Source organism: Bacillus sp. CHD6a (assembly GCF_001293645.1).
Lineage (GTDB): Bacteria > Bacillota > Bacilli > Bacillales > Bacillaceae_I > Sutcliffiella_A.
Genome location: NZ_LBMD01000010.1, coordinates 26,011 through 48,304, shown reverse-complemented (window position 1 = coordinate 48,304; position 22,294 = coordinate 26,011). Strand labels below are relative to the sequence as shown.

General features: G+C 41.4%; 18 protein-coding genes. 8 read left to right on the top strand and 10 right to left on the bottom strand.

Annotated features, from left to right (window positions below):
- The first annotated feature begins 129 nt into the window (after window positions 1–129).
- The 5 genes from addB (at window position 130) to AAV98_RS09080 (ending at window position 12,464) form a co-directional block, all read left to right on the top strand.
- Window positions 130–3,645: a helicase-exonuclease AddAB subunit AddB gene (addB, locus tag AAV98_RS09100; protein WP_060665243.1), complete on the top strand. Its 3,516-nt coding sequence runs from the start codon at window positions 130–132 to the stop codon at window positions 3,643–3,645.
- Window positions 3,642–7,415 carry a helicase-exonuclease AddAB subunit AddA gene (gene addA, locus AAV98_RS09095; RefSeq protein WP_060665242.1) on the top strand — a complete coding sequence of 1,258 codons (3,774 nt, stop codon included), beginning with the start codon at window positions 3,642–3,644 and terminating at the stop codon, window positions 7,413–7,415. Before addB ends, addA begins: the two co-directional genes overlap by 4 nt.
- Before the next feature lie 63 nt (window positions 7,416–7,478).
- A complete protein-coding gene (sbcD, locus tag AAV98_RS09090; RefSeq protein ID WP_060665241.1) occupies window positions 7,479–8,657 on the top strand; it encodes an exonuclease subunit SbcD in 1,179 nt (392 codons plus the stop codon).
- Window positions 8,654–12,079, top strand: coding sequence for an AAA family ATPase (locus tag AAV98_RS09085; RefSeq protein WP_060665240.1), 3,426 nt, complete (start codon window positions 8,654–8,656; stop codon window positions 12,077–12,079). Before sbcD ends, AAV98_RS09085 begins: the two co-directional genes overlap by 4 nt.
- Before the next feature lie 73 nt (window positions 12,080–12,152).
- Window positions 12,153–12,464 (top strand): HNH endonuclease, encoded by a 312-nt coding sequence (locus AAV98_RS09080; protein ID WP_060665239.1) that lies wholly within the window; start codon window positions 12,153–12,155, stop codon window positions 12,462–12,464.
- A gap of 118 nt (window positions 12,465–12,582) precedes the next feature.
- Here the strand turns inward: AAV98_RS09080 and AAV98_RS09075 are convergent, their stop codons facing one another.
- The 6 genes from AAV98_RS09075 to AAV98_RS09050 form a co-directional block, all read right to left on the bottom strand.
- The gene (locus tag AAV98_RS09075; protein WP_060665238.1) at window positions 12,583–12,801 is read right to left on the bottom strand and encodes a spore germination protein; all 219 of its coding nucleotides are present in this window, start codon (window positions 12,799–12,801) and stop codon (window positions 12,583–12,585) included.
- 129 nt (window positions 12,802–12,930) lie between these two features.
- Complete coding sequence (locus tag AAV98_RS09070) at window positions 12,931–13,347, bottom strand: spore germination protein GerPE (RefSeq protein ID WP_082380842.1); 417 nt, start codon at window positions 13,345–13,347, stop codon at window positions 12,931–12,933.
- Between the two features lie 3 nt (window positions 13,348–13,350).
- Window positions 13,351–13,527, bottom strand: coding sequence for a hypothetical protein (locus AAV98_RS09065; protein ID WP_060665236.1), 177 nt, complete (start codon window positions 13,525–13,527; stop codon window positions 13,351–13,353).
- Window positions 13,528–13,544: 17 nt separating this feature from the next.
- Entirely contained in the window at window positions 13,545–14,162 is a 618-nt protein-coding gene (gene gerPC / locus AAV98_RS09060; protein ID WP_060665235.1) for a spore germination protein GerPC, read from the bottom strand.
- 98 nt (window positions 14,163–14,260) lie between these two features.
- Window positions 14,261–14,506 (bottom strand): spore germination protein GerPB, encoded by a 246-nt coding sequence (locus tag AAV98_RS09055; RefSeq protein WP_060665234.1) that lies wholly within the window; start codon window positions 14,504–14,506, stop codon window positions 14,261–14,263.
- A gap of 71 nt (window positions 14,507–14,577) precedes the next feature.
- Window positions 14,578–14,799, bottom strand: a complete 222-nt coding sequence (locus tag AAV98_RS09050) for a spore germination protein (protein ID WP_060665233.1) — start codon at window positions 14,797–14,799, stop codon at window positions 14,578–14,580.
- Window positions 14,800–14,958: 159 nt separating this feature from the next.
- On the opposite strand from AAV98_RS09050, the gene AAV98_RS09045 reads away from it, so the two are divergent.
- Window positions 14,959–16,134: a DUF418 domain-containing protein gene (locus tag AAV98_RS09045; RefSeq protein WP_060665232.1), complete on the top strand. Its 1,176-nt coding sequence runs from the start codon at window positions 14,959–14,961 to the stop codon at window positions 16,132–16,134.
- A 20-nt stretch (window positions 16,135–16,154) separates the two neighbouring features.
- Here AAV98_RS09045 and AAV98_RS09040 read toward each other — a convergent pair whose 3' ends face one another.
- Together AAV98_RS09040 and AAV98_RS09035 are read right to left on the bottom strand one after the other, a co-directional pair.
- Window positions 16,155–16,334 (bottom strand): aspartyl-phosphate phosphatase Spo0E family protein, encoded by a 180-nt coding sequence (locus tag AAV98_RS09040; protein WP_060665231.1) that lies wholly within the window; start codon window positions 16,332–16,334, stop codon window positions 16,155–16,157.
- A gap of 202 nt (window positions 16,335–16,536) precedes the next feature.
- Window positions 16,537–17,730, bottom strand: a complete 1,194-nt coding sequence (locus tag AAV98_RS09035) for an ornithine--oxo-acid transaminase (protein ID WP_060665230.1) — start codon at window positions 17,728–17,730, stop codon at window positions 16,537–16,539.
- A 156-nt stretch (window positions 17,731–17,886) separates the two neighbouring features.
- On the opposite strand from AAV98_RS09035, the gene AAV98_RS09030 reads away from it, so the two are divergent.
- Window positions 17,887–18,231 (top strand): DUF1516 family protein, encoded by a 345-nt coding sequence (locus AAV98_RS09030; protein ID WP_060665229.1) that lies wholly within the window; start codon window positions 17,887–17,889, stop codon window positions 18,229–18,231.
- An 880-nt stretch (window positions 18,232–19,111) separates the two neighbouring features.
- On the opposite strand, the gene AAV98_RS20255 is transcribed toward AAV98_RS09030, so the two are convergent.
- A complete protein-coding gene (locus AAV98_RS20255) occupies window positions 19,112–19,348 on the bottom strand; it encodes a hypothetical protein (protein ID WP_156317703.1) in 237 nt (78 codons plus the stop codon).
- Window positions 19,349–19,614: 266 nt separating this feature from the next.
- The gene (locus AAV98_RS09025; RefSeq protein WP_060665228.1) at window positions 19,615–20,193 is read right to left on the bottom strand and encodes a DUF2777 domain-containing protein; all 579 of its coding nucleotides are present in this window, start codon (window positions 20,191–20,193) and stop codon (window positions 19,615–19,617) included.
- Window positions 20,194–20,439: 246 nt separating this feature from the next.
- Between AAV98_RS09025 and asnB the strand changes: the two genes are divergently transcribed.
- Complete coding sequence (gene asnB / locus AAV98_RS09020; protein ID WP_060665227.1) at window positions 20,440–22,290, top strand: asparagine synthase (glutamine-hydrolyzing); 1,851 nt, start codon at window positions 20,440–20,442, stop codon at window positions 22,288–22,290.
- Window positions 22,291–22,294: the final 4 nt, after the last annotated feature.

The following is a 22,294-nucleotide window of genomic DNA, read 5'->3' as shown; positions in this document are numbered from 1 at the left end:
GATGGGTGTTTGACCGGTTCCGCTCTTGAAAGTAACTCGTTGGCAATAATAATAGTTTTTCAGTACAATAGAATAAGAAGAACATAAGTACGTATTATTTTTTTGAAATGGGAAAATGGGGGATAGCTTGTGTCTATACGATTTTTAATAGGAAGAACAGGCAGCGGGAAAACAACCTGGTGCAATGATCAAATTCTTCAACTGCTTAAAGAAGATCCACAAGGTCCGCCTCTTGTTTACCTTGTGCCGGAACAGATGACTTTTCAATCAGAATATCGAATCGTGCAGTCACCTGATGTTAAGGGAATGATCCGGGCGCAAGTATTCAGTTTTACACGTCTTGCATGGAGAATTTTACAGGAAGTGGGGGGTATCAGCCGTTTTCATATTGATCAGACAGGTATCCATATGTTGCTTCGGAAGGTAATTGAAGAACATAAAAGTAAGTTCCATGTTTTTGGAAAGTCTGCCGAGCAATTCGGATTCATCGAACAAATGGAAAGCATGATTACAGAATTTAAACGTTACTGCGTCACACCAGAACTTTTACATGAGGAAATTGTACGAATTGGAGAAGATGTCTCCATTTCTGAGCATGAAAAAATGCTAGCTAAAAAACTCACAGACATACTTGTTGTCTATCGTCAGCTAGAAGAAACGCTAGATGGAAAATATCTAGATGGAGAAGATTACTTACAGCTCTTAGCTGAAAAGATTCCGGGTTCCACCTATATCCAAAAAGCAGATGTTTTCATAGATGGCTTTCATAGTTTTACCCCACAGGAATTAGAAGTTCTGAAGAAACTAATGAAACATGCAAACTCGGTCACGATTTCTTTGACAGCAGATAAACCATATGACGAAGAAGCACCGTATGATCTTCATCTTTTCAGGGAAACCGGAAAGACCTATCAAAAGCTTAAAGATATCGCATTGGAAGAAGGTTGCGAACTAGAAGAGCCCGTGCTGTTACAAGGCACAGCCCGCTTTCAACATGCTGATTCCTTGCGTCATATGGAACAGTATTTCGATGTTCGTCCAACTGTCGTCTATCCAAATATGGCTGACGTATCTATTTTACAAGCAGTCAATCGCAGAGCAGAAATAGAAGGCATTGCGAGAGAGATTGTCTCGCTTGTCAGAGATAAAGGTAATCGTTATAAAGATATAGCGGTTATTGTCAGAAATGCCGAATCTTACATTGATTTGGTCAATACCGTTTTTAAGGATTATGACATCCCGTTTTTCGTCGACCAAAAGCGAACAATGCTACATCATCCGTTGGTGGAATTACTGCGTTCTAGTCTTGAAGTAATTTCAAGAAACTGGCGTTATGAGTCTGTTTTTCGTTGTGTAAAGACAGATTTCTTTTACTCGCAGGATCAAGATATTAATGAGATGCGCGAAAAGACGGATAAACTGGAAAACTATTGCCTGTCCTATGGGATACAAGGGAATAGGTGGACTATGACTGAGCCGTGGAAATATCGACGCTTTTTTAGTGTGGATACAGAAGGTCCATACGTACAAACAGATGAAGAGATTGCCTATGAAAAGGAAATCAATGAATTAAGAGAGATGATCGTAGAGCCGCTTCATATGCTGGAAAAGCGCTGGAAAAAAGCGAATTCCATTGATGGTTATTGCAAGGCGCTCTATGAATATATGGAAGATTTGAAGATTCCGCAAAAGCTGGAAGCAAGAATGAAAAAGGCTGAGGAAGAAGGCAATCTATCTGCTGCAAAAGAAAATGAGCAAGTGTGGAAGGCAATAATTCAAATGCTTGATCAGATGGTCGAACTAATAGGAGACCATCCCATATCGTTAACCATGTTTATGAAAATGGTAGAAAGCGGTTTGGAAAGCCTGCGATTTAGCCTAGTGCCACCAGCCATTGACCAGGTTATCGTTGCAAACTTTGATCTTTCGCGTCTGACAGATATAAAGCACAGTTTTGTCATAGGTGTAAATGATGGAGTGATCCCTGCCAAGATCAAGGATGAGGGCTTTATATCAGAAGAAGAAAGAGAACTTCTGTCCAACTACGGAATGGAGCTCGCACCGACAAGTTTAGAGCGGCTGCTTGATGAACATTTTCTTGTTTATACGTCATTCTTAAGCCCTTCCCATCACTTATATATAAGCTATGCACTGGCAGACGAAGAGGGGAAAACGTTGTTGCCTTCCTCCTATATTAAGCGAATAAAGGAAATGTTTCCTTTCTTAGGGGAGAAGTTGTTGCTCAATGAACCTGCAGAGCTGTCAAACGAGGAACAGCTAAGGTATATTCATACCCCTTCAACCACGCTATCCAACTTGGCAGTCCAGCTTCAAGCGTGGATGAAGAAATATCCCGTCGAACCCATCTGGTGGGATGTCTACAATACCCTATTAGAGAATGAGGAATGGCAGGATAAAACGGAACATGTCCTGCGAAGTTTATTTTACAAAAATGAAGCCAAAAAACTAAAGCAAAAGGTTAGTCGTGAGTTATACGGAAATTTCATGGAAGCCAGTGTATCGAGAATGGAGAAATTCAGTGCGTGTGCTTTTTCCCATTTCGCTTCACATGGTTTAAAGCTGAAGGAAAGAAAAATCTACCGGTTGGAAGCACCGGATATCGGGCAGCTCTTTCATGCAGCACTTAAGCATATTTCAGATAAATTAAGACAAAGCGGAAACGATTGGAAGAATCTAACGAAACAGGAGTGTGAGGTGCTGGCAAAAGAAGCTGTTCATATTCTCGCACCAAAGCTGCAAGGAGAAATCCTACTAAGCTCTAATCGTTTTCACTACATTAAACGCAAGCTCGAAACCATCATCACCAGAGCATCACAAATTCTAAGTGATCATTCTAGAGCAAGCAAATTTACACCGGTTGGCTTGGAACTTGGTTTTGGCAAACAGGAAGAGTTGCCGCCGATTCAAATCAACTTGCCAAATGGTGTGACAATGGAACTTGTAGGCCGTATAGATCGCGTAGATAAAGCAGAAGGAAGCAACGGCTTATTGCTTCGTATCATTGATTATAAATCAAGCAATAAAGCACTTGACCTGACAGAAGTTTATTATGGCTTGGCATTACAGATGCTGACCTATTTAGATATTGTCATCTCTCATTCAAAAGGCTGGCTAGGAAATGAAGCTACTCCTGCAGGTGTTTTGTATTTCCATGTTCATAATCCAATGATAAAAACGAACGGAATGAAACCGGAGGACATCATAGAAGAAGAGATTTTTAAAAGCTTCAAAATGAAAGGCCTGCTTTTAGGTGATGAGGAATCTGTTAAGCTGATGGATCAGACGCTAGAGACCGGGCACTCCAAAATAGTGTCTGCTGCCCTAAAAAAGAATGGTGGGTTTCAAGCGAACTCTTCGATTGCAAGTGAAGAAGAATTCACTCAGCTGAGAACGTATGTTAGAAAAACGTTTGAAGAGATTGGGATGAAAATATCTGAAGGCGAGACAGGCATAGCTCCTTACAAATTAAAAAATCAAACGCCATGTACATTTTGTTCTTATAAATCGTTTTGTCAATTTGATACTTCGCTTGATGAAAACGAATATCGAGTGCTGTCAACGATACCTAAAAATGAGGTTATTTCCTCGATGAAAACGAAGTTAGAAGGGGGAGAGGAATCATGAGCATGGAACTTCTTCCGAAACCAATAGATGCCCAGTGGACAGATGATCAGTGGAAAGCCATAGTCGCTTCTGGGAGAGATATTCTCGTAGCAGCAGCTGCTGGGTCAGGTAAAACCGCTGTTCTTGTTGAACGGATGATTCACAAGATTGTGGAGGAACATGTAGACGTGGACAGGCTGCTTGTCGTAACGTTTACCAATGCATCAGCTGCGGAAATGCGCCACAGAATTGGCGAAGCATTGGAAAAACAGTTAGAGAAAAAGCCGGCATCACTACATTTACGGCGACAGTTAAGTTTATTGAACCGGGCATCCATTTCTACGATTCACTCCTTTTGTCTTGAGGTAGTAAGGAAATACTATTACTTGATTGACATCGATCCAAGTTTCCGTATTGCCGATACAACGGAGATTCAGTTAATGCAAGAAGAGGTTCTAGAAGGCGTCTTTGAAGAAGAGTACGGAAAAGAGGACAACAACTTATTTTTTGAATTGGTTGACCGCTACACGAATGATCGTTCTGATGGGGCATTGCAAAACCTTGTTCTGGATCTGCATGAGTTTTCAAGGGCCAATCCAAACCCTGACAAATGGTTGGATGAGATTGTGTCGTTTTATGAATCTACCAGCAAGTATTCTATAGATGACTTGCCTTTCATTCAGACATTGAAACGTGAAATGAAGCTGCAGTTTCTAGGGGCGGAAAGCTTGTTGGAAAAGGCGATGATAATTACGCTTGAGCCGGGTGGGCCTGCTCCCCGTGCTGAGAATATCGAGCAAGATTTGACTCAACTTCGCAGACTTCAAGCTGCCCTAGATACGTCATGGGAAGACTTGTATGCAGTTATGCAAGAACTTGATTTCTCCAGGGCTAAAACCTGCCGCGGAGATGAATACGATAAAGAGCTAATAGAAAGATGGACCAAGGTCCGCAATGATGCAAAAGCACTGGTACAAGGAATCAAAGATGAATTGTTCTCCAGACGTCCCGATTCATTTCTGAAAGATCTTGAGGAGTTAGCACCTGTGATGGGTACACTTGTTGATTTAGTTAAGAGATATGGGAAGGAATTTAGTCTCTTAAAACAAGACAAAGGATTGGTGGATTTTTCCGACTTAGAACATCTTTGTTTGAACGTGCTCACCACCTTTAACGAAGGAAAGTTAGTGCGTTCTGAAGCCGCTCTTCGCTATCAGTCTACTTTTAAAGAAGTAATGGTGGATGAATATCAGGATACAAATATGGTCCAAGAAGCGATTCTGAAGCTAGTTACCAAGGAAAATGAAGAAGCTGGAAATATGTTTATGGTAGGAGACGTGAAGCAATCCATTTACAGATTCCGACTAGCTGAACCTTTCCTTTTTTTAAGCAAATACAAACGATTTGATACAGAAGGAAGAGAGTCTGGGCTCCGCATTGATTTGAATAAAAATTTCCGTTCTCGACCAGAAGTCCTTGATGCTACCAACTTTATCTTTAAACAAATCATGGGAGAAACTGTTGGGGAAATCGACTATGACGACGATGCGGAATTAAAATTTGGGGCAGCCTATTATCCAGATGCATCAGACAGAGAGGCAGAACTATTGTTAATCAATCGAAGCGGTTCAGTTACTGGGGATGAGGAAGAACTTTCCGAATTCGAGTCTGAAGATAACGCCGCTGGATTTGATAAAGTGGAACTAGAAACAGCTCAAGTGGAAGCGAAGATGATTGCTCAGAAAATAAAGCATCTTATTCAGTCCGGATATGAAATATATGATAAAGACAGAAAAGCAATGCGCCCTGTCACTTACCGGGATTTTGTAATTCTAATGCGCTCAATGCCATGGGCTCCTCAATTTATGGAGGAATTTAAGCAGGAAGGTTTGCCGTTATATGCAAACTTGAGCACGGGATATTTCGAAGCAACAGAAGTTGCCATTCTTTTATCGTTATTGAAGATCATTGATAACCCTTATCAAGATGTTCCGTTGGCTTCTGTGTTAAGGTCACCGATTGTCGGGCTTGATTCTAACGATTTAGCCACCATTCGAATTCAACAAAAAAGAGGCTCCTATTACGAAGCGTTAATGGCATTTATGGACAAGGCCCCTGATACGGTGGAGGAACATGAATTAGCTAAAAGAATAAGGGTTTTCTATCAGATGCTTCAATCATGGCGTACAGCTGCTCGTGAAGGAGCATTGTCCGAGTTAATATGGCAGATTTATCAGGACACTCACTTCTTTGATTTTGTTGGAGGAATGCCAGGCGGTAAGCAACGCCAGGCAAACTTGCGAGCATTGTATGACCGTGCCAGACAATATGAATCCACCTCTTTCCGCGGCTTGTTCCGTTTCTTGCGTTTTATTGAAAGGATGCAAGAACGGGGAGAAGACCTTGGCGCTGCAAGAGCGCTCGGGGAGCAAGAGGATGTTGTCAGGCTGATGACCATCCACTCCAGCAAAGGACTTGAGTTTCCAATTGTATTTGTTGCAGGAATGTCCAGACAGTTCAATATGATGGATCTTAACAACAGTTATTTGCTAGATAAAGAGCTTGGGTTTGGTTCTAAGTATGTAAATGCCAAACTGCGAATCACCTATCCAACGATTTTGCAGTTGGCTTTAAAACGAAAAGCCAAGGCCCAACTGATTGCAGAAGAAATGCGTGTATTATATGTAGCTCTCACCAGGGCAAAGGAAAAATTATACTTGGTCGGAACGGTAAAAGACTTTGAAAAATCTCAATTGCAGTGGGGGGAACACGTCTCACATGAAAAATGGCTGTTACCGGACTATGTAAGAGCAGGTGCGAAATCGTATATCGACTGGGTTGGCCCTGCCCTTGTGCGACATAAGGATGCTCAAGTATTGAGAGAACATGATGCGAGCGTCGTTAACCAAGAGGACATTTCCAATCATCCAACTTCATGGAAGATATCCGTTACTAATGTAGAACAGTTGATACAGGAGATAAAAGCTGTAAAAGAAGAAGAAAACCTTCTTCTAAATTCCGTGAAACAAGGAAAGCAGGTTGACATAGAAAGTCCTTATAAAGCGAAAGTGATCGAACAGCTAAATTGGGTCTATCCATATAAAGAAGCAAGTATGCATCGATCGAAGCAGTCTGTTTCAGAGATAAAAAGAATGAGAGAACAGCAGGATCCATATGCAGACAACACGCTTGTTCAAACCGACAGAAAGTACTTCCTTGATCGGCCGGCTTTCTTGCAAAAGAAAAAACTGTCTCCTTCAGAAATTGGGACAGCAATGCACGCAGTGATGCAAAACATTAACCTTGCGGCAGAGACGATGGATCGGGATTATGTACAGGCTCAGGTCATGGAAATGGTTCAAAAAGAGCTAATAACTTCCGAACAGGCAAACGTCATTAATTTTGACGCAATCGTTTCTTTCTTTTCTACACCTGTCGGGAAGCGGATGGTAGAAGCGCAACAAGTTCACCGGGAGGTCCCATTCAGTTATGCATTGCAAGAAAAGGAGTTTTTTGAACAAAAAGAACTAAAAGAAGAGACCATTCTGGTGCAGGGTGTCATTGATTGCCTTTTAGAAGATGAGGAAGGGCTCGTTTTGATCGACTATAAAACCGATACCATCACAGGTAGATATGATAACGGATTTAAAGAAGCAGAACCAGTACTGCGCAATCGTTATAAAGACCAAGTAGCCCTGTACGGGAAAGCCGTGGAAGAAATTTGGAAAAAAGAATTAAAAGAGAAATATTTATATTTCTTTGATGGAAATCGATTAGTGAAAATGGATTAATATAAAGAGTGGCTCAGGTAGCATGTTGTTGCTTGAGCCACTTTCATGGAAGGAAGAATAAAGATGCGCATACTTCATACTGCCGACTGGCACTTGGGAAAAACGTTAGAAGGAAGAAGTCGTTTGCCAGAGCAGGCACAATTTTTGGAAGAGCTTCAGCAAATTGTAGAAGAAGAGAAAGTAGATGTGGTACTAATGGCAGGAGATGTGTATGACACCGTCAATCCACCGGCACAGGCGGAAGTACTTTTCTACGAGTCGCTCCAACAGTTATCCAACAGTGGTAAAAGGCCTGTTGTTGTCATTGCAGGGAACCATGATAATCCCGACCGTCTTTCTGCATCCAGACCACTTGCTAGCGCACAGCATATCTCCTTGCTAGGCTACCCCACAATGGACGTTCAGACAATCTATGTCCCCACAACAGAAGAAACATTGAAACTCGCTTCTTTGCCATACCCTTCAGAGTCGAGGTTAAACGAAGTGCTTTCCGAAGAATTTGAGGAAAAGGTAATCAGGGACAATTATGATGCAAGAATTCGTCAGTTCTTTGATAGGATGTGTGAACAGTTTACCGAGTCCTCTGTCAACATTGCCATGAGCCATCTTTTTGTTGCAGGCGGAAATTCCTCAGATTCGGAACGTCCCATTGAAGTAGGAGGAGCGTTTACGGTTGCCGCAGAAAGCTTGCCGCATCAAGCCCAATATGTTGCACTAGGCCATTTGCACCGCCCGCAAACCATTAAGCGTGCCAAAACGGCAGCCAGATACTCAGGCTCACCGCTAGCTTATAGCTTTTCAGAGGCTGGATACGCGAAAAGTGTCACGATTATAGATGCAAAGCCTGGTGAAGAAGTGGAAACGAAAGAAGTCTATCTTTCTAGCGGAAAACCGCTGGTGAAATGGAAGGCAACAGAAGGAGTTCAACAAGTGTATGAGTGGCTCGAAAATAAGAAGGATAGCCATGCATGGGTAGATCTTGAAATACATGTCACCAATGCATTATCCATGGAAGAAATTCACCGAATCCGAAAGCATCACGACGGAATCCTCCATATACGTCCCATTTTTCCAGAAATGATAGAAGAGAGAAAAGCGGTGAAGTTGGACAGTGTTCCTATGGAAGAACTGTTTGTTAGGTTTTATGAAAAACAATCAGGAGGAGCCAAGCCGGAGGAAGAATTAGTCCGGTTATTTCTTTCCTTATTGCAAGATGAAACGGTGAAGGAGGAACAATTATGAAACCAATCACATTGACGATCGCAGGGCTCCACAGCTTCCGTGAAAAACAAATAATTGACTTTGAATCGCTTTGTGAAGGTGGCGTATTTGGAATTTTTGGACCAACGGGAAGTGGAAAATCTTCCATACTGGACGGGATGACGCTTGCGCTGTACGGAAAAGTAGAACGTGCCTCCAATAATACCCAGGGAATTATGAATCATGCTGAAAATCAGTTAGAAGTTTCCTTTTTATTTGATTTAGAGAATGCAAAGGGGAAACAACGTTTTAAAGTGGAACGGACCTTTAAAAGGACAGATGACATCCGTATTAAGTCAGGGATATCAAGATTGACAGAAATAAAGGAAGGCGAGCATACCGTTATAGCGGATAAAGCTAGTGATGTGAATCAGGCCATTCAAGAGATACTCGGACTGACCATTGATGACTTCACCAGAGCCGTTGTGTTGCCACAAGGTAAATTTGCAGAATTTCTGTCGCTTAAAGGTGCAGACAGAAGACAAATGCTGCAACGCCTTTTCCAGCTAGAAAAATACGGCGACCAGCTTTCCCGAAAAATAAAGGAAGAACTGCAAGAGAAAACAAGACTATTGGGAGAAATACATGCCGAGCAGTTAGGGTTGGGCGAAGCTTCTGATGAGGCGGTAAAAGAAGCAGAAAAAGCGTTCAAGGAAGTAGAGACACTCGTTAAAACTTCAGAACAAGCACTTCAAGAGATGGAGCATGTTTTTGAGCAGAAAAAGAAGCTATGGGAAAGACAGCTTGAAAAGGCGCAGGTGGAAAAAAAGCTTCAATCATTCCTATTGCAAGAGGCTTCGATAAAGGAGTTGGAAACTTCCCATACATTGGCGGTACAGGCAGAGAGCTTAAAACCTTTATTGGAAGATCTGAAAGAAGTAGAAAAAGCCTTGTTACAGTGGAAACAAAGAAATAAACTCGACTATTCAGCCAATGAATCTGCTAAAGCAGCGTTCGATAAAGTGTTGAGAACATACGAAGAAGCTAGAGTTAAGAAAGAATCAGAATTACCATTGCTGCTCATAAAGAAAGAGAAATTAGAACGTGCGAGAACCTTGGAAGCGGGAGTGACTGCCAATCAGCCTATAATGGAAGAACTCAAACGTTCTTTGGATTCTAATAAAGAAGTATTGTCTAAACTACACAACCAGGAAGAAAAGGCTAAGGACCTGTATATCAAAGCAGTAAACAAGCAAAAGACCTTAAAAGATGAGCATGCCAACCTTTCATTTTCACCTGCACGCCTAGAACTACTGCAGAAAGCATTTGACAAGAAACAAGAGATACTGCTCCTGGAGAAAAAAAGGAAGGAAAACGGAGCAGAAGTAAATTCTTTACAAAACAGAATCTTTACCTTCCAGGCTGACAACCAAAAAGCACTAGCGAACCTAAATAAGGGAAAAGAAACCCTATTAGAAATTTTCCAAAGTACAGAGAAGCACTATGACCAAGCATCCAAAATGGCACAACAGCTTGATTGGCTTGAACGACAGCTAGAACAGTTTTTAGAGGCGGAACAAAAGCTTGCGGATGATGCAAAAATCCATCAATTGGCCATGGAGTTGGCCAAATCTCTTGAAGACGGAGACGCATGCCCCGTTTGTGGTTCTACAGATCATCCCGGTCTAGCTTCTCATCAAGCTCATAGAGAAGTTGCAAGCAGCAAAGAGGAAAATGCTATTGAAAAACTTCCTTCTGCAATTTTATTCCAAAAACAGGAAAACCTAAAGGTCAAGCTTAAATTAGAGCAAATAGCTTCCGAACTTCATCGAGACCTTAAAGGGGAAAAAGGCTTGCCTTCTCCAAAGGAATCGTTTGAAACTGGGGACCAGTGGGACAAGGAATGGAACGAGTCAAAGGACACAGCAGGTCTGCTTGCTGAAAAATACCATAGAATTTCGACGGAGCAAAAGGCGTTAATACAGGACCTCATCCAATTGCAAGAAAAGAAAGAGAAGGTGGACAATTACCTCCAAACGTGGACTGGGACTTTTAAGGAAACAGAAAAGCTTGCTTCTAGCTATATGGAACAGCGTGATGAATGGAAGAAGCGTCAAGAGGAAACACAAAAGGATTTGTTAGAAAAGAAAAGCGAGTGGGAGAGAGAGTTCAAAGAAGAAACTTTCGAAGAAATTGAAATCACCTACCAAGCTGCCAAAGAAAATGAAAAGCACCGAATGGACCTGCAGGAAAGAATAAATACAAGTGTGGATTTTATTGAATCAAAAGAGAAAGAATTAAAAGTAACAGAAGAAAAGAAGCGAGAGATTGAAAAAAACATTTACCAAGAGGAACTACAGTTAGAGCAGGTTTTTAATCGTTTGAAAGATGCGCAAGAAGAAATACAGTCCATCGCAGGAGAGAATAAGATACAGGATGAGCTGAAGCGCGTTGAGTATGAAGTGGAAAATCTAAATAAGAAGGAAAGAGAAAACTACCAACAATGGATTGAATCCCAGCAGCATGCACAAGAAAGAGAAAAAGCTGCTTCACATAGTGACCAGATGGTACGGGAATCGGAATCCCGTCTTGCTCTTGTTCAAGAAAGGTGGAAACAGGAGCTTGATAAGTCCATGTTCACAGCTATTGATGAAGTAGAGAAATCAATTGGGCATATACAAGCAAAAGGGGTATGGAAAGAGCAGATAGAACAGTACTGGGAGGAAAGAAAAGCCATTGAAAAGGATCTTTCCCGATTAGATGCATTGATAGGCACAGAACGATTTGAAGTAGAGGAATGGGGGAAACTTCAAGAACAACTACAGTTTGCTCGCAAGGAATTACGTGAGGAAATAGAAAGAAAGAGTGCGTTTCAACAAAATCTTCTTTCTCTAAAAGAGCGTAATGAACGGTTTAGAATTCTCGAGAAAAAGAAGATAGACCTAACGGAAGAGACTCAAGCATATCAAAAGCTACAGAGTGTTTTTAAAGGAAACAGTTTTGTTGAATATTTGGCGGAAGAGCAGTTGCTGCAAATTAGCAGGGATGCATCTGAGAGGTTGGGACAGCTTACCCGCCAGCGATATGCTCTGGAAATGGATTCAAACGGAGGATTCATTATTCGTGACGATGCAAATGGTGGCGTACGGAGACCTGTCTCCACTCTATCTGGTGGTGAAACATTCCTTACATCCTTGGCACTTGCGTTGTCCCTTTCCGCACAAATTCAGTTAAGAGGAGAGTATCCACTGCAGTTCTTCTTCCTTGATGAAGGCTTTGGGACGCTTGATTCAGAACTTTTGGATGGGGTAGTTACAGCATTAGAAAAACTTCAGTCGGACCATCTTGCAGTTGGGGTTATCTCCCATGTACAAGAGCTGAGGGCACGTTTACCTAGAAGGTTGGTGGTTACCCCCGCAAAGTCTTCTGGAAACGGCTCTGTTGTGACGTTAGAAAATTTATGATGGCTGAATTGGTTGGAGGTAGGATGAACGGGCGTCTGGAAATTGAAATTATTGGATGGAGGAGTAGGCTGTCATGGGTAAAAAGAAAAAATGGGACATAGGTACTTGTGAGCTTTGTGAGCGAGAAGAGGTCGAGATAACGGTCCATCATCTCACCCCTAAGGAAATGGGAGGTACTTTCCTGCCAACGGCTAATCTTTGTATCCCTTGTCATAAACAGATACATGCCCTATATACGAACGAAGAGCTTGCAATTCGAATGAATACCGTTCTTCTTCTAAAAGATGACCCAAAGATAGCATCCTTCATCAAATGGATCCAAAAACAACCATCATCCAAAATACCACTAACCAAAAAATCAAACGAACGAAAACAAAAACGCTAAAAACCAAAATCCGTGCCACTTGCGTTGGCACGGATTTTGTGGTATTTCGAGGTAGAAGGGGAAAGTCCTAGAGGGGTCTGACCCCTTTTTCCCTTTTTCTTTTTTTCTCTTTTTCCCTTTAGTTATTCGCCACAATATCTTGGTCATTGAAGTCAGGGTCGATGGTGTTGGTGGCGGATAGACCGTTGTTGGTGATTATGAAGTTACCGGTGTTAAATCCACCGGATCCCCCTGCAGTCTTGGAGGCTGATTTAGGGGAGATGTAGAAGGAATCTCCAAAGTTGATGACGCCTCCACCTACGCTGTTAATGGCAACCGGACCTACGATAGCTGGCATGTAGAACATCCTTTTTGTTTATAGGTGAGCGCACTCTTCTAGTTTTCTCCCTGAAACAATGAACCCACCCATGTTTTTATGATACTTATACTATATGATGGGAGACCCAAAAGGTGAGGATACAGACACTTATTCATCCTCACTTTTGATAGAAGTGTCTGGCAATCCCATGTTTTTGTGTACTTCTGGTCCTAAAAGCTGTCTAGTTTGCTTAACCCTTGACTCCCCACAAATCGTGTTGGATGAACCAATTTGTAAGACAGAAGAGGATGAAACCCCTTTTATCTTAATGGAATTGACGCAAATATTTGGATTCACATTATTCACTGACATGTTCACCCGCTCGGTTATAACAGGAGTTGGAGATTTCATGGAAAATATCGGATACTCAGAGAAGTTTCCCTCACTACCATAAAACCGAGGAAATTCTCTTTTCACAGCAAGAGCTCTTGATTTGGCATTTATATAATACGAATCCCCAATGTGGAAATAGGAGCTGAAAGACAAAGAATGCAAGTTTATATCGTTGACTCTAGAAATTCGCATGGCTTATTCCGTTGTAAGTGGTACAAACGGTCCGATTATTAATGCTTCAGGGGGCGTGTCAAAATAAGAGGTCAGGCAAATATTCTGTGTATCCCCCACTAGGAAAATAGAAGAGGAAGACACTCCAAGAATATCGATTTTATCTACTTGCAAATTATGATTGGAAACTTGGAAATTCATTTATAAACACCACGCATTTATTTTTTTTGAGGAAGCGTTTGGATAAAGGCTGCAAAAGCTTTATCCATATCTGCTTGAAGCTGTTGGATGGCTATTTCCTTAATTTTTTCATCATTGTAACCCTTTTGAACAGATTCTGCGGTTATCGCATTTAATGTGTGATTTACGCGTGAAGCTAGTTGATTGTTTACATCTTGGATCATGAAATCATGATAGTGTTTTTCAAGCGTTCTGCCTTGCTGTTTAGCTATCTGGTCAATTTTAGTTTTTCCGTTTTTCTGAAGATAATCCCGTAGGTCTGCCTCAATCCCTTTGGCTAAATTCTGATTTCGCTGTGGAACAGGCACTTCCAAATTGTTTTGAGTTACGACAAAATCTTCAATTTCCCCAGGTGACCCAGGTGTCAACCCAATATTCAGTGTGCCTTCTAATGTTTCCACCTTAAGCTGATCAAATTTATACTCAATCCGTTCAATATTCATACTTGGCTTTTCTTTTAATTGGGTGATTTCCTGTTGCATAAGTTTCAGCAGTTCCTCAAGGGTGGAGATCTGCTTCGTTTGGTTTTCCACTACTTGTTGTAATTGCTGGATTTGTTGCTGCGATTGATAAAAATACTGATAATTATTATACATCCGACCACCCCTTTCATTGGTTGCTGTTCAAGTCCTATTAGAAGCACCTCTAATACTTTATGCAAACATTGAAAATGGGTGAATGCCCAGTATATTATTTATCCTGACCCTGTTAAAGGTACAGGAAGTTCTAATGCACTCGGAGGTATGTCGCTTTGCTGCTGCTGCGCTATTTCAGCACTGCTTACTGGTGCTGGTCCGGTGAAGTTACCTGTATTGTACAAGTTGGATAAAGACTTAATAACTCCTGCGCTACCAATTTGAAAAACGGAGGAGTTTGATATACCTCCTATTTTTAAATGATGGATGACAATACTTTGATTGATATAAAAATTGGATGCCATACGTATCCCCTCCTGTATGAGAACGGAGTACTTTTCGGTTGCCAAGCTCCGCAAGCACTCCACTAATTCGTTTACATATTCAAAGCCACCGGCTGATCATTTACATCTTGGTCATAGGTGTTGGTCTGACTGTTTGTGTTGCTTATAGATATATTGTCTCCGGTGTTGAAGCTTCCGGCTCCTGCGAATGTTTTGGCGGAACTGACTGGAGACATTTGAAAAACATCCCCGATATGAAAGACCCCGGAGTTACCGATGCTGTTTACATTTACAGCTCCGACGATTGCTGGCATAACGTTAACTCCTTTACTGTGCGCTTATGGTATATCCTATGACATTAGCCCTGTATGGTGAGTGGACATCGAAAAAGGAAAAGAGGATTTGGTGATAGGAATATAAAGGAAAAAGAGCTATAATATTCTTTATGAAAGAACGAAAAGGGAGGAATCTGGATGCAAGCGGCACCCATACAAGAAAAAGAGAGAATAGTAGCATTAGATATTATAAGGGGAATTGCAATATTAGGTATTTTTTTAGTGAACATGCCATCTTTTTTTGCACCAATGCTTTATGTTAACATCAAAACATATTGGACTGATGCTCGGGACATGTTAGTAATAAATGGAGTGGATATCATTGCTCAAGCAAGTTTTTATACCCTCTTTTCATTTCTTTTTGGGTATGGCTTTATTATTTTCACAACGAGAGTAGCAGAGAAAAATCTTTCCGTACCTAAATATTTCTCAAGAAGATTAGTTGTTTTGTTGGTGATAGGAATCATTCATGCCTTTTTAATTTGGCATGGGGATATTCTCATTACCTACGCATTATGTGGTTTTCTCTTATTGTTTATGAGGAAAATGTCCTCTAAAGCGATGGTTTGGACGGGGCTGCTTCTTATAGTAATTCCGACAGCACTGTTGTCCTTATTAATGTTTGTCGTGACTTTAACGATGGGGGATACAGATCTATATTCTACATTTGAGGCAAATGCTGCCCAATCTTTACAAGTTTATGCGAATGGATCATTTATGGAGATTACGAAACAGCGTATTTCGGATTGGTCTTTCGTTAATATCGCGAACTTTTTCTTTATTGTGCTTTCTGTTTTGCCAATGTTTCTTTTTGGAGCGGCTGCAGCAAAATCCAAGTGGCTTGAAAACCTAGAGGAAAACCTCTCATGGATGAAGAAGCTTTGGATTGCAACTTTTGTATTGGTATTAATATTCAAATTACTTCCATATTACACGGTTCAAAACTACACAACGGAATACTTACAGGACGGTTTAGGTGGGCCTGCCAGTGCAGTTTTCTACTTTTTATCTGTCGTTTTGGCAACTAGAACAGGTTTGGGTTCCAAATTATTGTCCCCTTTTCAGTACGTCGGAAAAATGAGTTTAACAAACTACTTATTCCAATCTGTTGTTTGTTCGCTGATCTTCTATAGTTATGGACTAGGATTATATGGATCGGTTACTCCGTTTTATGGCCTATGGCTTGTAATAGGTATTTATATCTTCCAAATTATTATTAGCAGAATATGGGTAGCTAACTTCCATTATGGTCCGATGGAATGGTTATGGAGAGCGGGCACTTACGGTAGCAAGCCGAAATTGAAAAAGATGTGAGCATTTGCTTCACATCTTTTTCATTGTGCAAAAGAGTATTTATTTTGTTTTTCTAGTAACTGTAATTGTTGTTGAGACTGTTTGTTTAATAGGACATCGAGTTCTTGACTGCATTTCACCGTTTGAGGTGCAGTAAATCCGTATTCTATTGCGTAATGAATCATTTGCTGTCGTTTTAATTCAATTTTTAAGGCTAACATTTGCTTCTACTCCATTATAATAAGATTAAGTAACGCAAGCGGTTGTCCTTATTATGGCACGGCTTTTTCAAGAAAAAAAGCACTTCGATAAAACAAGTCATAATATAACAAATTACAACATAAACATGGTGTTTATTTCTAAAAAAAGCTGTCCATAAGATCTCAATTTATCTTAGGACAGCTTTTTTATATGAATGAAAAATTAAGATAGTACTTGCTTCACTTTTTCTATAGCCCAATCTAAGTCTTCTTTAGAGATAACTAGTGGGGGTGCAAAACGGATTACAGTCTCATGCGTTTCCTTGCAAAGTAATCCTTCTTCTTTTAGCTTTTCACAGTAAGGACGAGCTGCTTCCGTTAATTCTACCCCTATAAAGAGGCCACGGCCGCGAACTTCTTTAATTATAGGATTTTTTATGGTGCGTAACTCTTCCATCATATAGTTACCTAAGTCATTAGAACGCTCTACCAATTTTTCTTCTTCTAATACTTCTAAAGCTGCCATGGAAACGGCACATGCTAACGGATTTCCTCCAAAAGTGGAGCCGTGCGATCCCGGATTGAACACGCCAAGGATATCTTTGTTTGCTGCCACGCAGGAAATAGGGAATACTCCTCCGCCAAGCGCCTTACCTAATATGTACATATCAGGCTCAACATTCTCCCAGTCACAAGCGAATAGTTTCCCAGAGCGGCCTAGGCCAGCTTGAATCTCATCTGCCACATATAAAACATTATTAGCCTTACAAACCTCATAAGCCTCTGTGAGGAACCCTTCGGCTGGTATATTAATGCCGGCTTCACCTTGGATTGGTTCAAAGATGAATGCAGCAGTATTAGGAGTGATGGCACTTTTAAGTGCTTCGATGCTGCCATAAGGAATCACTTTGATACCAGGGAGCATTGGACCGAAACCTTGTTGATATTCTTCACTTGAGGACATGGAAACGGCTGTCATGGTACGTCCATGGAAATTATCTTCACATACGATAATTTCTGCTTGGTTAGCAGGCACACCTTTTACATCATAAGCCCAGCGGCGAACAGCTTTTACGGCAGTTTCTACTGCTTCTGCTCCTGTATTCATAGGTAACACCATGTTTTTCTTCGTTACCTCTGCCATTTTTTCGTACCAAGGACCGAGTTGGTCGTTATGGAAAGCGCGGGATGTTAAGGTAATTTTATCTGCTTGATCTTTTAACGCTTGAATGATTTTGGGGTGACGGTGCCCTTGGTTGACGGCGGAATAGGCACTTAACATGTCCATGTATTTATTGCCTTCCGGGTCTTCTACCCATACTCCTTGTGCCTTAGAAATCACAATTGGAAGTGGGTGATAATTATTGGCACCAAATTTTTCTGTCATACTAATGATATCGTGTGTTTTTGTTGTCATAAATGAAGTACCTCCATTATTGAATGTAATGGTTTACAAGGGTATTATATCATTGTTAATATTCAAAATCTTATATTAAGGTAATTTACTTAGTTTTTTTCTGTCTCTATGGTATGATACTAGTAGTTTTGAGTGAAATAAAGGAGGTTAGTAGATATGACACATGCACATATTTCTACATGGGCAATTGCACTTATTCTGTTTGTCGTAGTACTTTTTTTAACAAAAGCAGGGAAAGAAAAAGGTGCTAAAATTACAGCGATGGTTCTTAGAGTGTTCTACATCTTGATCGTTGTGACAGGTTTGCAGCTTGGATGGACATTGCTTACAAATGGGCAGTATTTACTGAAAATGGTTCTTGGAATTGTTGTCATCGGTTTGATGGAAATGATCGCAGTCCGCACCAGAAAAGGTAAATCAACCGTTGTGGTTTGGGTTCTTTTTGTGGTCGTCTTGGCATACATTCTCCACTTAGGCTTCAGCCTACCAATGGGTGTATAATTTACAAATATAAAAGCTTGAATTCCATTTAAATGAGGAATTCAAGCTTTTTTTAAAGGTATAGTGTTCTGTTGATTTATTGCTAAGGGTGGTAAACTTACTTGGAAAGTTGTGTAAGGTAAACTTAGAGGTGTTCTTTAAGCAGGAGGGAAACACAAAACGGTAGAAGAGAGTTTGTTTCTCCGACCAAACTGGCAGCGGAAAATACAAAACGGTAGGAGAGAGGTGGTCTCTCCGCCCGAACCGGCAGCGGAAAATCCAAAACGGTAGGAGAGAGGTGGTCTCACCGCCTGAACCGGTAGCGGAAAACCCAAAACGGTAGGAGAGAAGCCGTCTCTGCACCCAAACCGGCAGCGGAAAACCCAAAACGGTAGGAGAGAGGCGTTCTCTCCGCCCGAACCGGCAGCGGAAGACCCAAAACGGTAGGAGAGAGGTGGTCTCTCCGCCCGAACCGGCAGCGGAAGACCCAAAACGGTAGGAGAGAAGCGGTCTCCACCCAAATCTTTTGCTAAAAACCAAAAACGGAAGGAGAGAGGCGTTCTCTCCGCCCGAACCGGCAGCGGAAGACCCAAAACGGTAGAAGAGAGGTGGTCTCACCGCCCGAATCGGCAGCGGAAAACCCAAAACGGTAGGAGAGAAGCCGTCTCTGCACCCAAACCGGCAGCGAAAAACCCAAAACGGTAGGAGAGAGGTGGTCTCTGCACCCAAACCGGCAACGGAAAACCAAAAACGGTAGGAGAGAGGTGGTCTCTCCGCCCGAACGGGCAACGTAAAATCCAAAACGGTAGAAGAGAAGCGGTCTCTCCACCCGAACCGGCAGCAAAAAACCCAAAACGGTAGAAGAGAGACCGTCTCTCCACCCAAACCGGCAGTGGAAAACTCAAAACGGTAGAAGAGAAGCCGTCTCTGCACCCAAACCGGCACCGGAAAATCCAAAACGGTAGAAGAGAAGCCGTCTCTCCACCCAAACCGGCACCGGAAAATCCAAAACGGTAGAAGAGAAGCCGTCTCTCCACCCAAATCGGCAGCGAAACCCCAAAAACGGTAGAAGAGAAGCCGTCTCTGCACCCAAACCGGCACCGGAAAACCCAAAACGGTAGAACAGAAACCGTCTCACCACCCAAACCCGCAGCAAAAAACCCAAAACGGTAGAAGAGAAACCGTCTCTGCACCCAAACCGGCAGCGGAAAACCCAAAACGGTAGAAGAGAAACCGTCTCACCACCCAAACCTTCAGCGAAAAACCCAAAACGGTAATAGAGAAGCAACCTCTCTACTAAAAAACCAGTCCACCAAAGCCCTAATCGGTAACAAAACTAAATTCCCCACCACCTATCACTGAATACAAAGTAGAATCAGTTTCCTCGACAGTTCATCCGCCACTTTATTCAGCTTTTCTGCGTTCCATATTAGTGAACATGTATCTTTTGCCTGTTTGCAGGGTGTATTCAAATCGGTCGGTTACTGAATTTCCTCTAGAAAAATGATGTTGAACGGAACAAATAAATGTTTCATTATCGTATACGAGAAAATTTACTCCTGATGGCTCTTTTATATGATCCATGAACTGCATGGTGTTATAGCAATAGATACAATCATAGATAGAGATATTGGAGTTGTTCAACAGAGTGGTGAACTTTGTAAACGCATCCTCGGACAGTTCTTCTAGCCATTCCATATAGGGCTGAGGAAGTCTTTTACGCACTCGGACGGCATCTCCATTGTTTAATTCATACAAATGTTTGGTATGTAATACTACTTGACCGGATTCTAATAACACTCCCGGAACCCATTCGTTTGAAAAGAGTAGTTCTATGCCTTCTTCTGAGATCTCTTCTAAAAGAAATGCTTCATCGTCCTCGGCTTCAAAAAAAATCCATTGTTCATTTATATTTTCAATCGTACCGCATGTATAGGAGCGTTTCTGTTCGTAAATAATGTTTTTTCTTTTTTGAAGATTCACAGTCGTTTCCTCCAGTAGTCAACAAGTTTTGTAGGGGCAAACCTTTGTGTCTGCCATTCTTCCCTAGTTGGTGTGCCTTTAAACTAAACGCATTATTATTACTTTACCCACTTTTCAGAGGAATATTGAGAGGAGGACTGACAAGGAAAAAAAGTGAAAGTGTTTCTGGAATTCATGGTATAAGCACTCTCGGCATAGTATAGAACACCCGTAGTTTGCTTAAAGCAAAAGGAGTGGATGGAAAATATGTGCGGTATTACTGGATGGATAGATTGGAAGAAAGATATCAAAGATCAGAAAGATATAGTAAAAAAAATGGCGGAAACTTTATCTTTACGTGGACCAGATGACACAAATATTTGGATGGACCGTCATGTGGGTTTTGGACATAAACGCTTAGCTGTTGTTGACCTTGAAGGCGGTAAGCAGCCGATGACAAGGAATAAAGCAGAGTATAATTACACCATTTGCTATAACGGTGAACTTTATAACACAGAAGATATTAGAAAAGAATTGGTGAAGAGAGGGTATGGATTTAGAGGGCATTCTGACACGGAAGTTTTACTGACGGCCTATATGGAATGGAAAGAAGAATGTGTCCATCATTTAAATGGAATCTTTGCATTTGCCATTTGGGATGAAAAAGAAGAAAAACTGTTCATTGCTCGGGATAGACTTGGGGTGAAACCATTATTTTTTCATCAAGGGGAGGGGACGTTGCTTTTTGGATCTGAATTGAAAGCACTGTTGGCTCATCCGGAAGTCTCGAGTGAAGTTGGGTATGATGGGTTGGCAGAAATCTTCGGACTTGGGCCTTCTCGTTCTCCTGGCCATGGACTTTTTCATCAAATTAAGGAGCTCCGCCCAGCACATTTAATGATTATGAGTAAAAGGGAAGGGCTGAAAATCAAGCGGTATTGGAATGTGGAAAGCAGGGCGCATACAGATAGTTTCGAGGAAACCGTAGAAAAAGTGCGCTATTTGTTCACAGATGCTGTAACAAGACAACTAGTGTCAGATGTGCCGGTTTGTACATTTTTATCTGGAGGCTTGGATTCTAGTGCCATAACAGCAATTGCTGCAAATGCTTTTAAGAATGAAGGCAAGCCGCCATTAAATACTTATTCCATTGATTATGAAGAAAATGATAAATACTTTAAAGCAAATGAATTTCAACCAAATTCCGATGAGAAATGGATTAGGAAAATGACGGAAACCTTTGGTACCGTTCATCACCGGTCCATCATCTCACAAACTAATCTCGCAGCGTATTTAAAAGAAGCAGTGTTAGTAAGAGATCAACCAGGTATGGCGGATATAGACTCTTCTTTATTATGGTTCTGCAGGGAAATTAAACAAAATTATGTCGTGAGTCTTTCTGGAGAATGTGCAGATGAAATCTTTGGGGGGTACCCATGGTTTCACAGACCAGAAGATCTAGCATCAAGTAACTTCCCATGGATGCGTTCCACTCAAGCCAGAATGGAGCTGCTTAGACCGGAATGGAGAAGGAAACTGAAACTAGATGAATATATTAGTTCTAAGTTTGAAGAAACGGTTGCGGAAACGCCTAGACTGGAAGGCGAGAGTCTCTTAGAAGCGCGTAGACGTGAGTTGTTCTATTTAAATATGATTTGGTTTATGACAACACTACTTGACCGCAAAGATAGAATGAGCATGGGTGCAAGCCTGGAAGTTCGTGTTCCTTTTGCTGATCACAGGTTGGTGGAGTACGTCTGGAATATCCCTTGGGAAATGAAGATGCACAATAACAGGGAAAAGGGAATCTTAAGGAAGGCTTTGGAAGGTGTACTACCTGATGAAGTGCTTTACAGGAAGAAAAGTCCCTACCCTAAAACCCACCATCCCGTATATACGAAAATGGTTAAAGGTTGGCTAGAAGAAATATTGGAAGATTCGAATAGTCCATTGCTTGAGTTCATGGATAAAAAGAAACTAAAAGAAATCGTTTCATCAGAAGGTAAAGCATTTCAGGTACCGTGGTTTGGACAGCTGATGACTGGACCTCAACTGTTAGCTCACCTCGCACAAATTCATGTATGGTTTACTCACTACGGTGTAACAATAAAGGAATAAATTG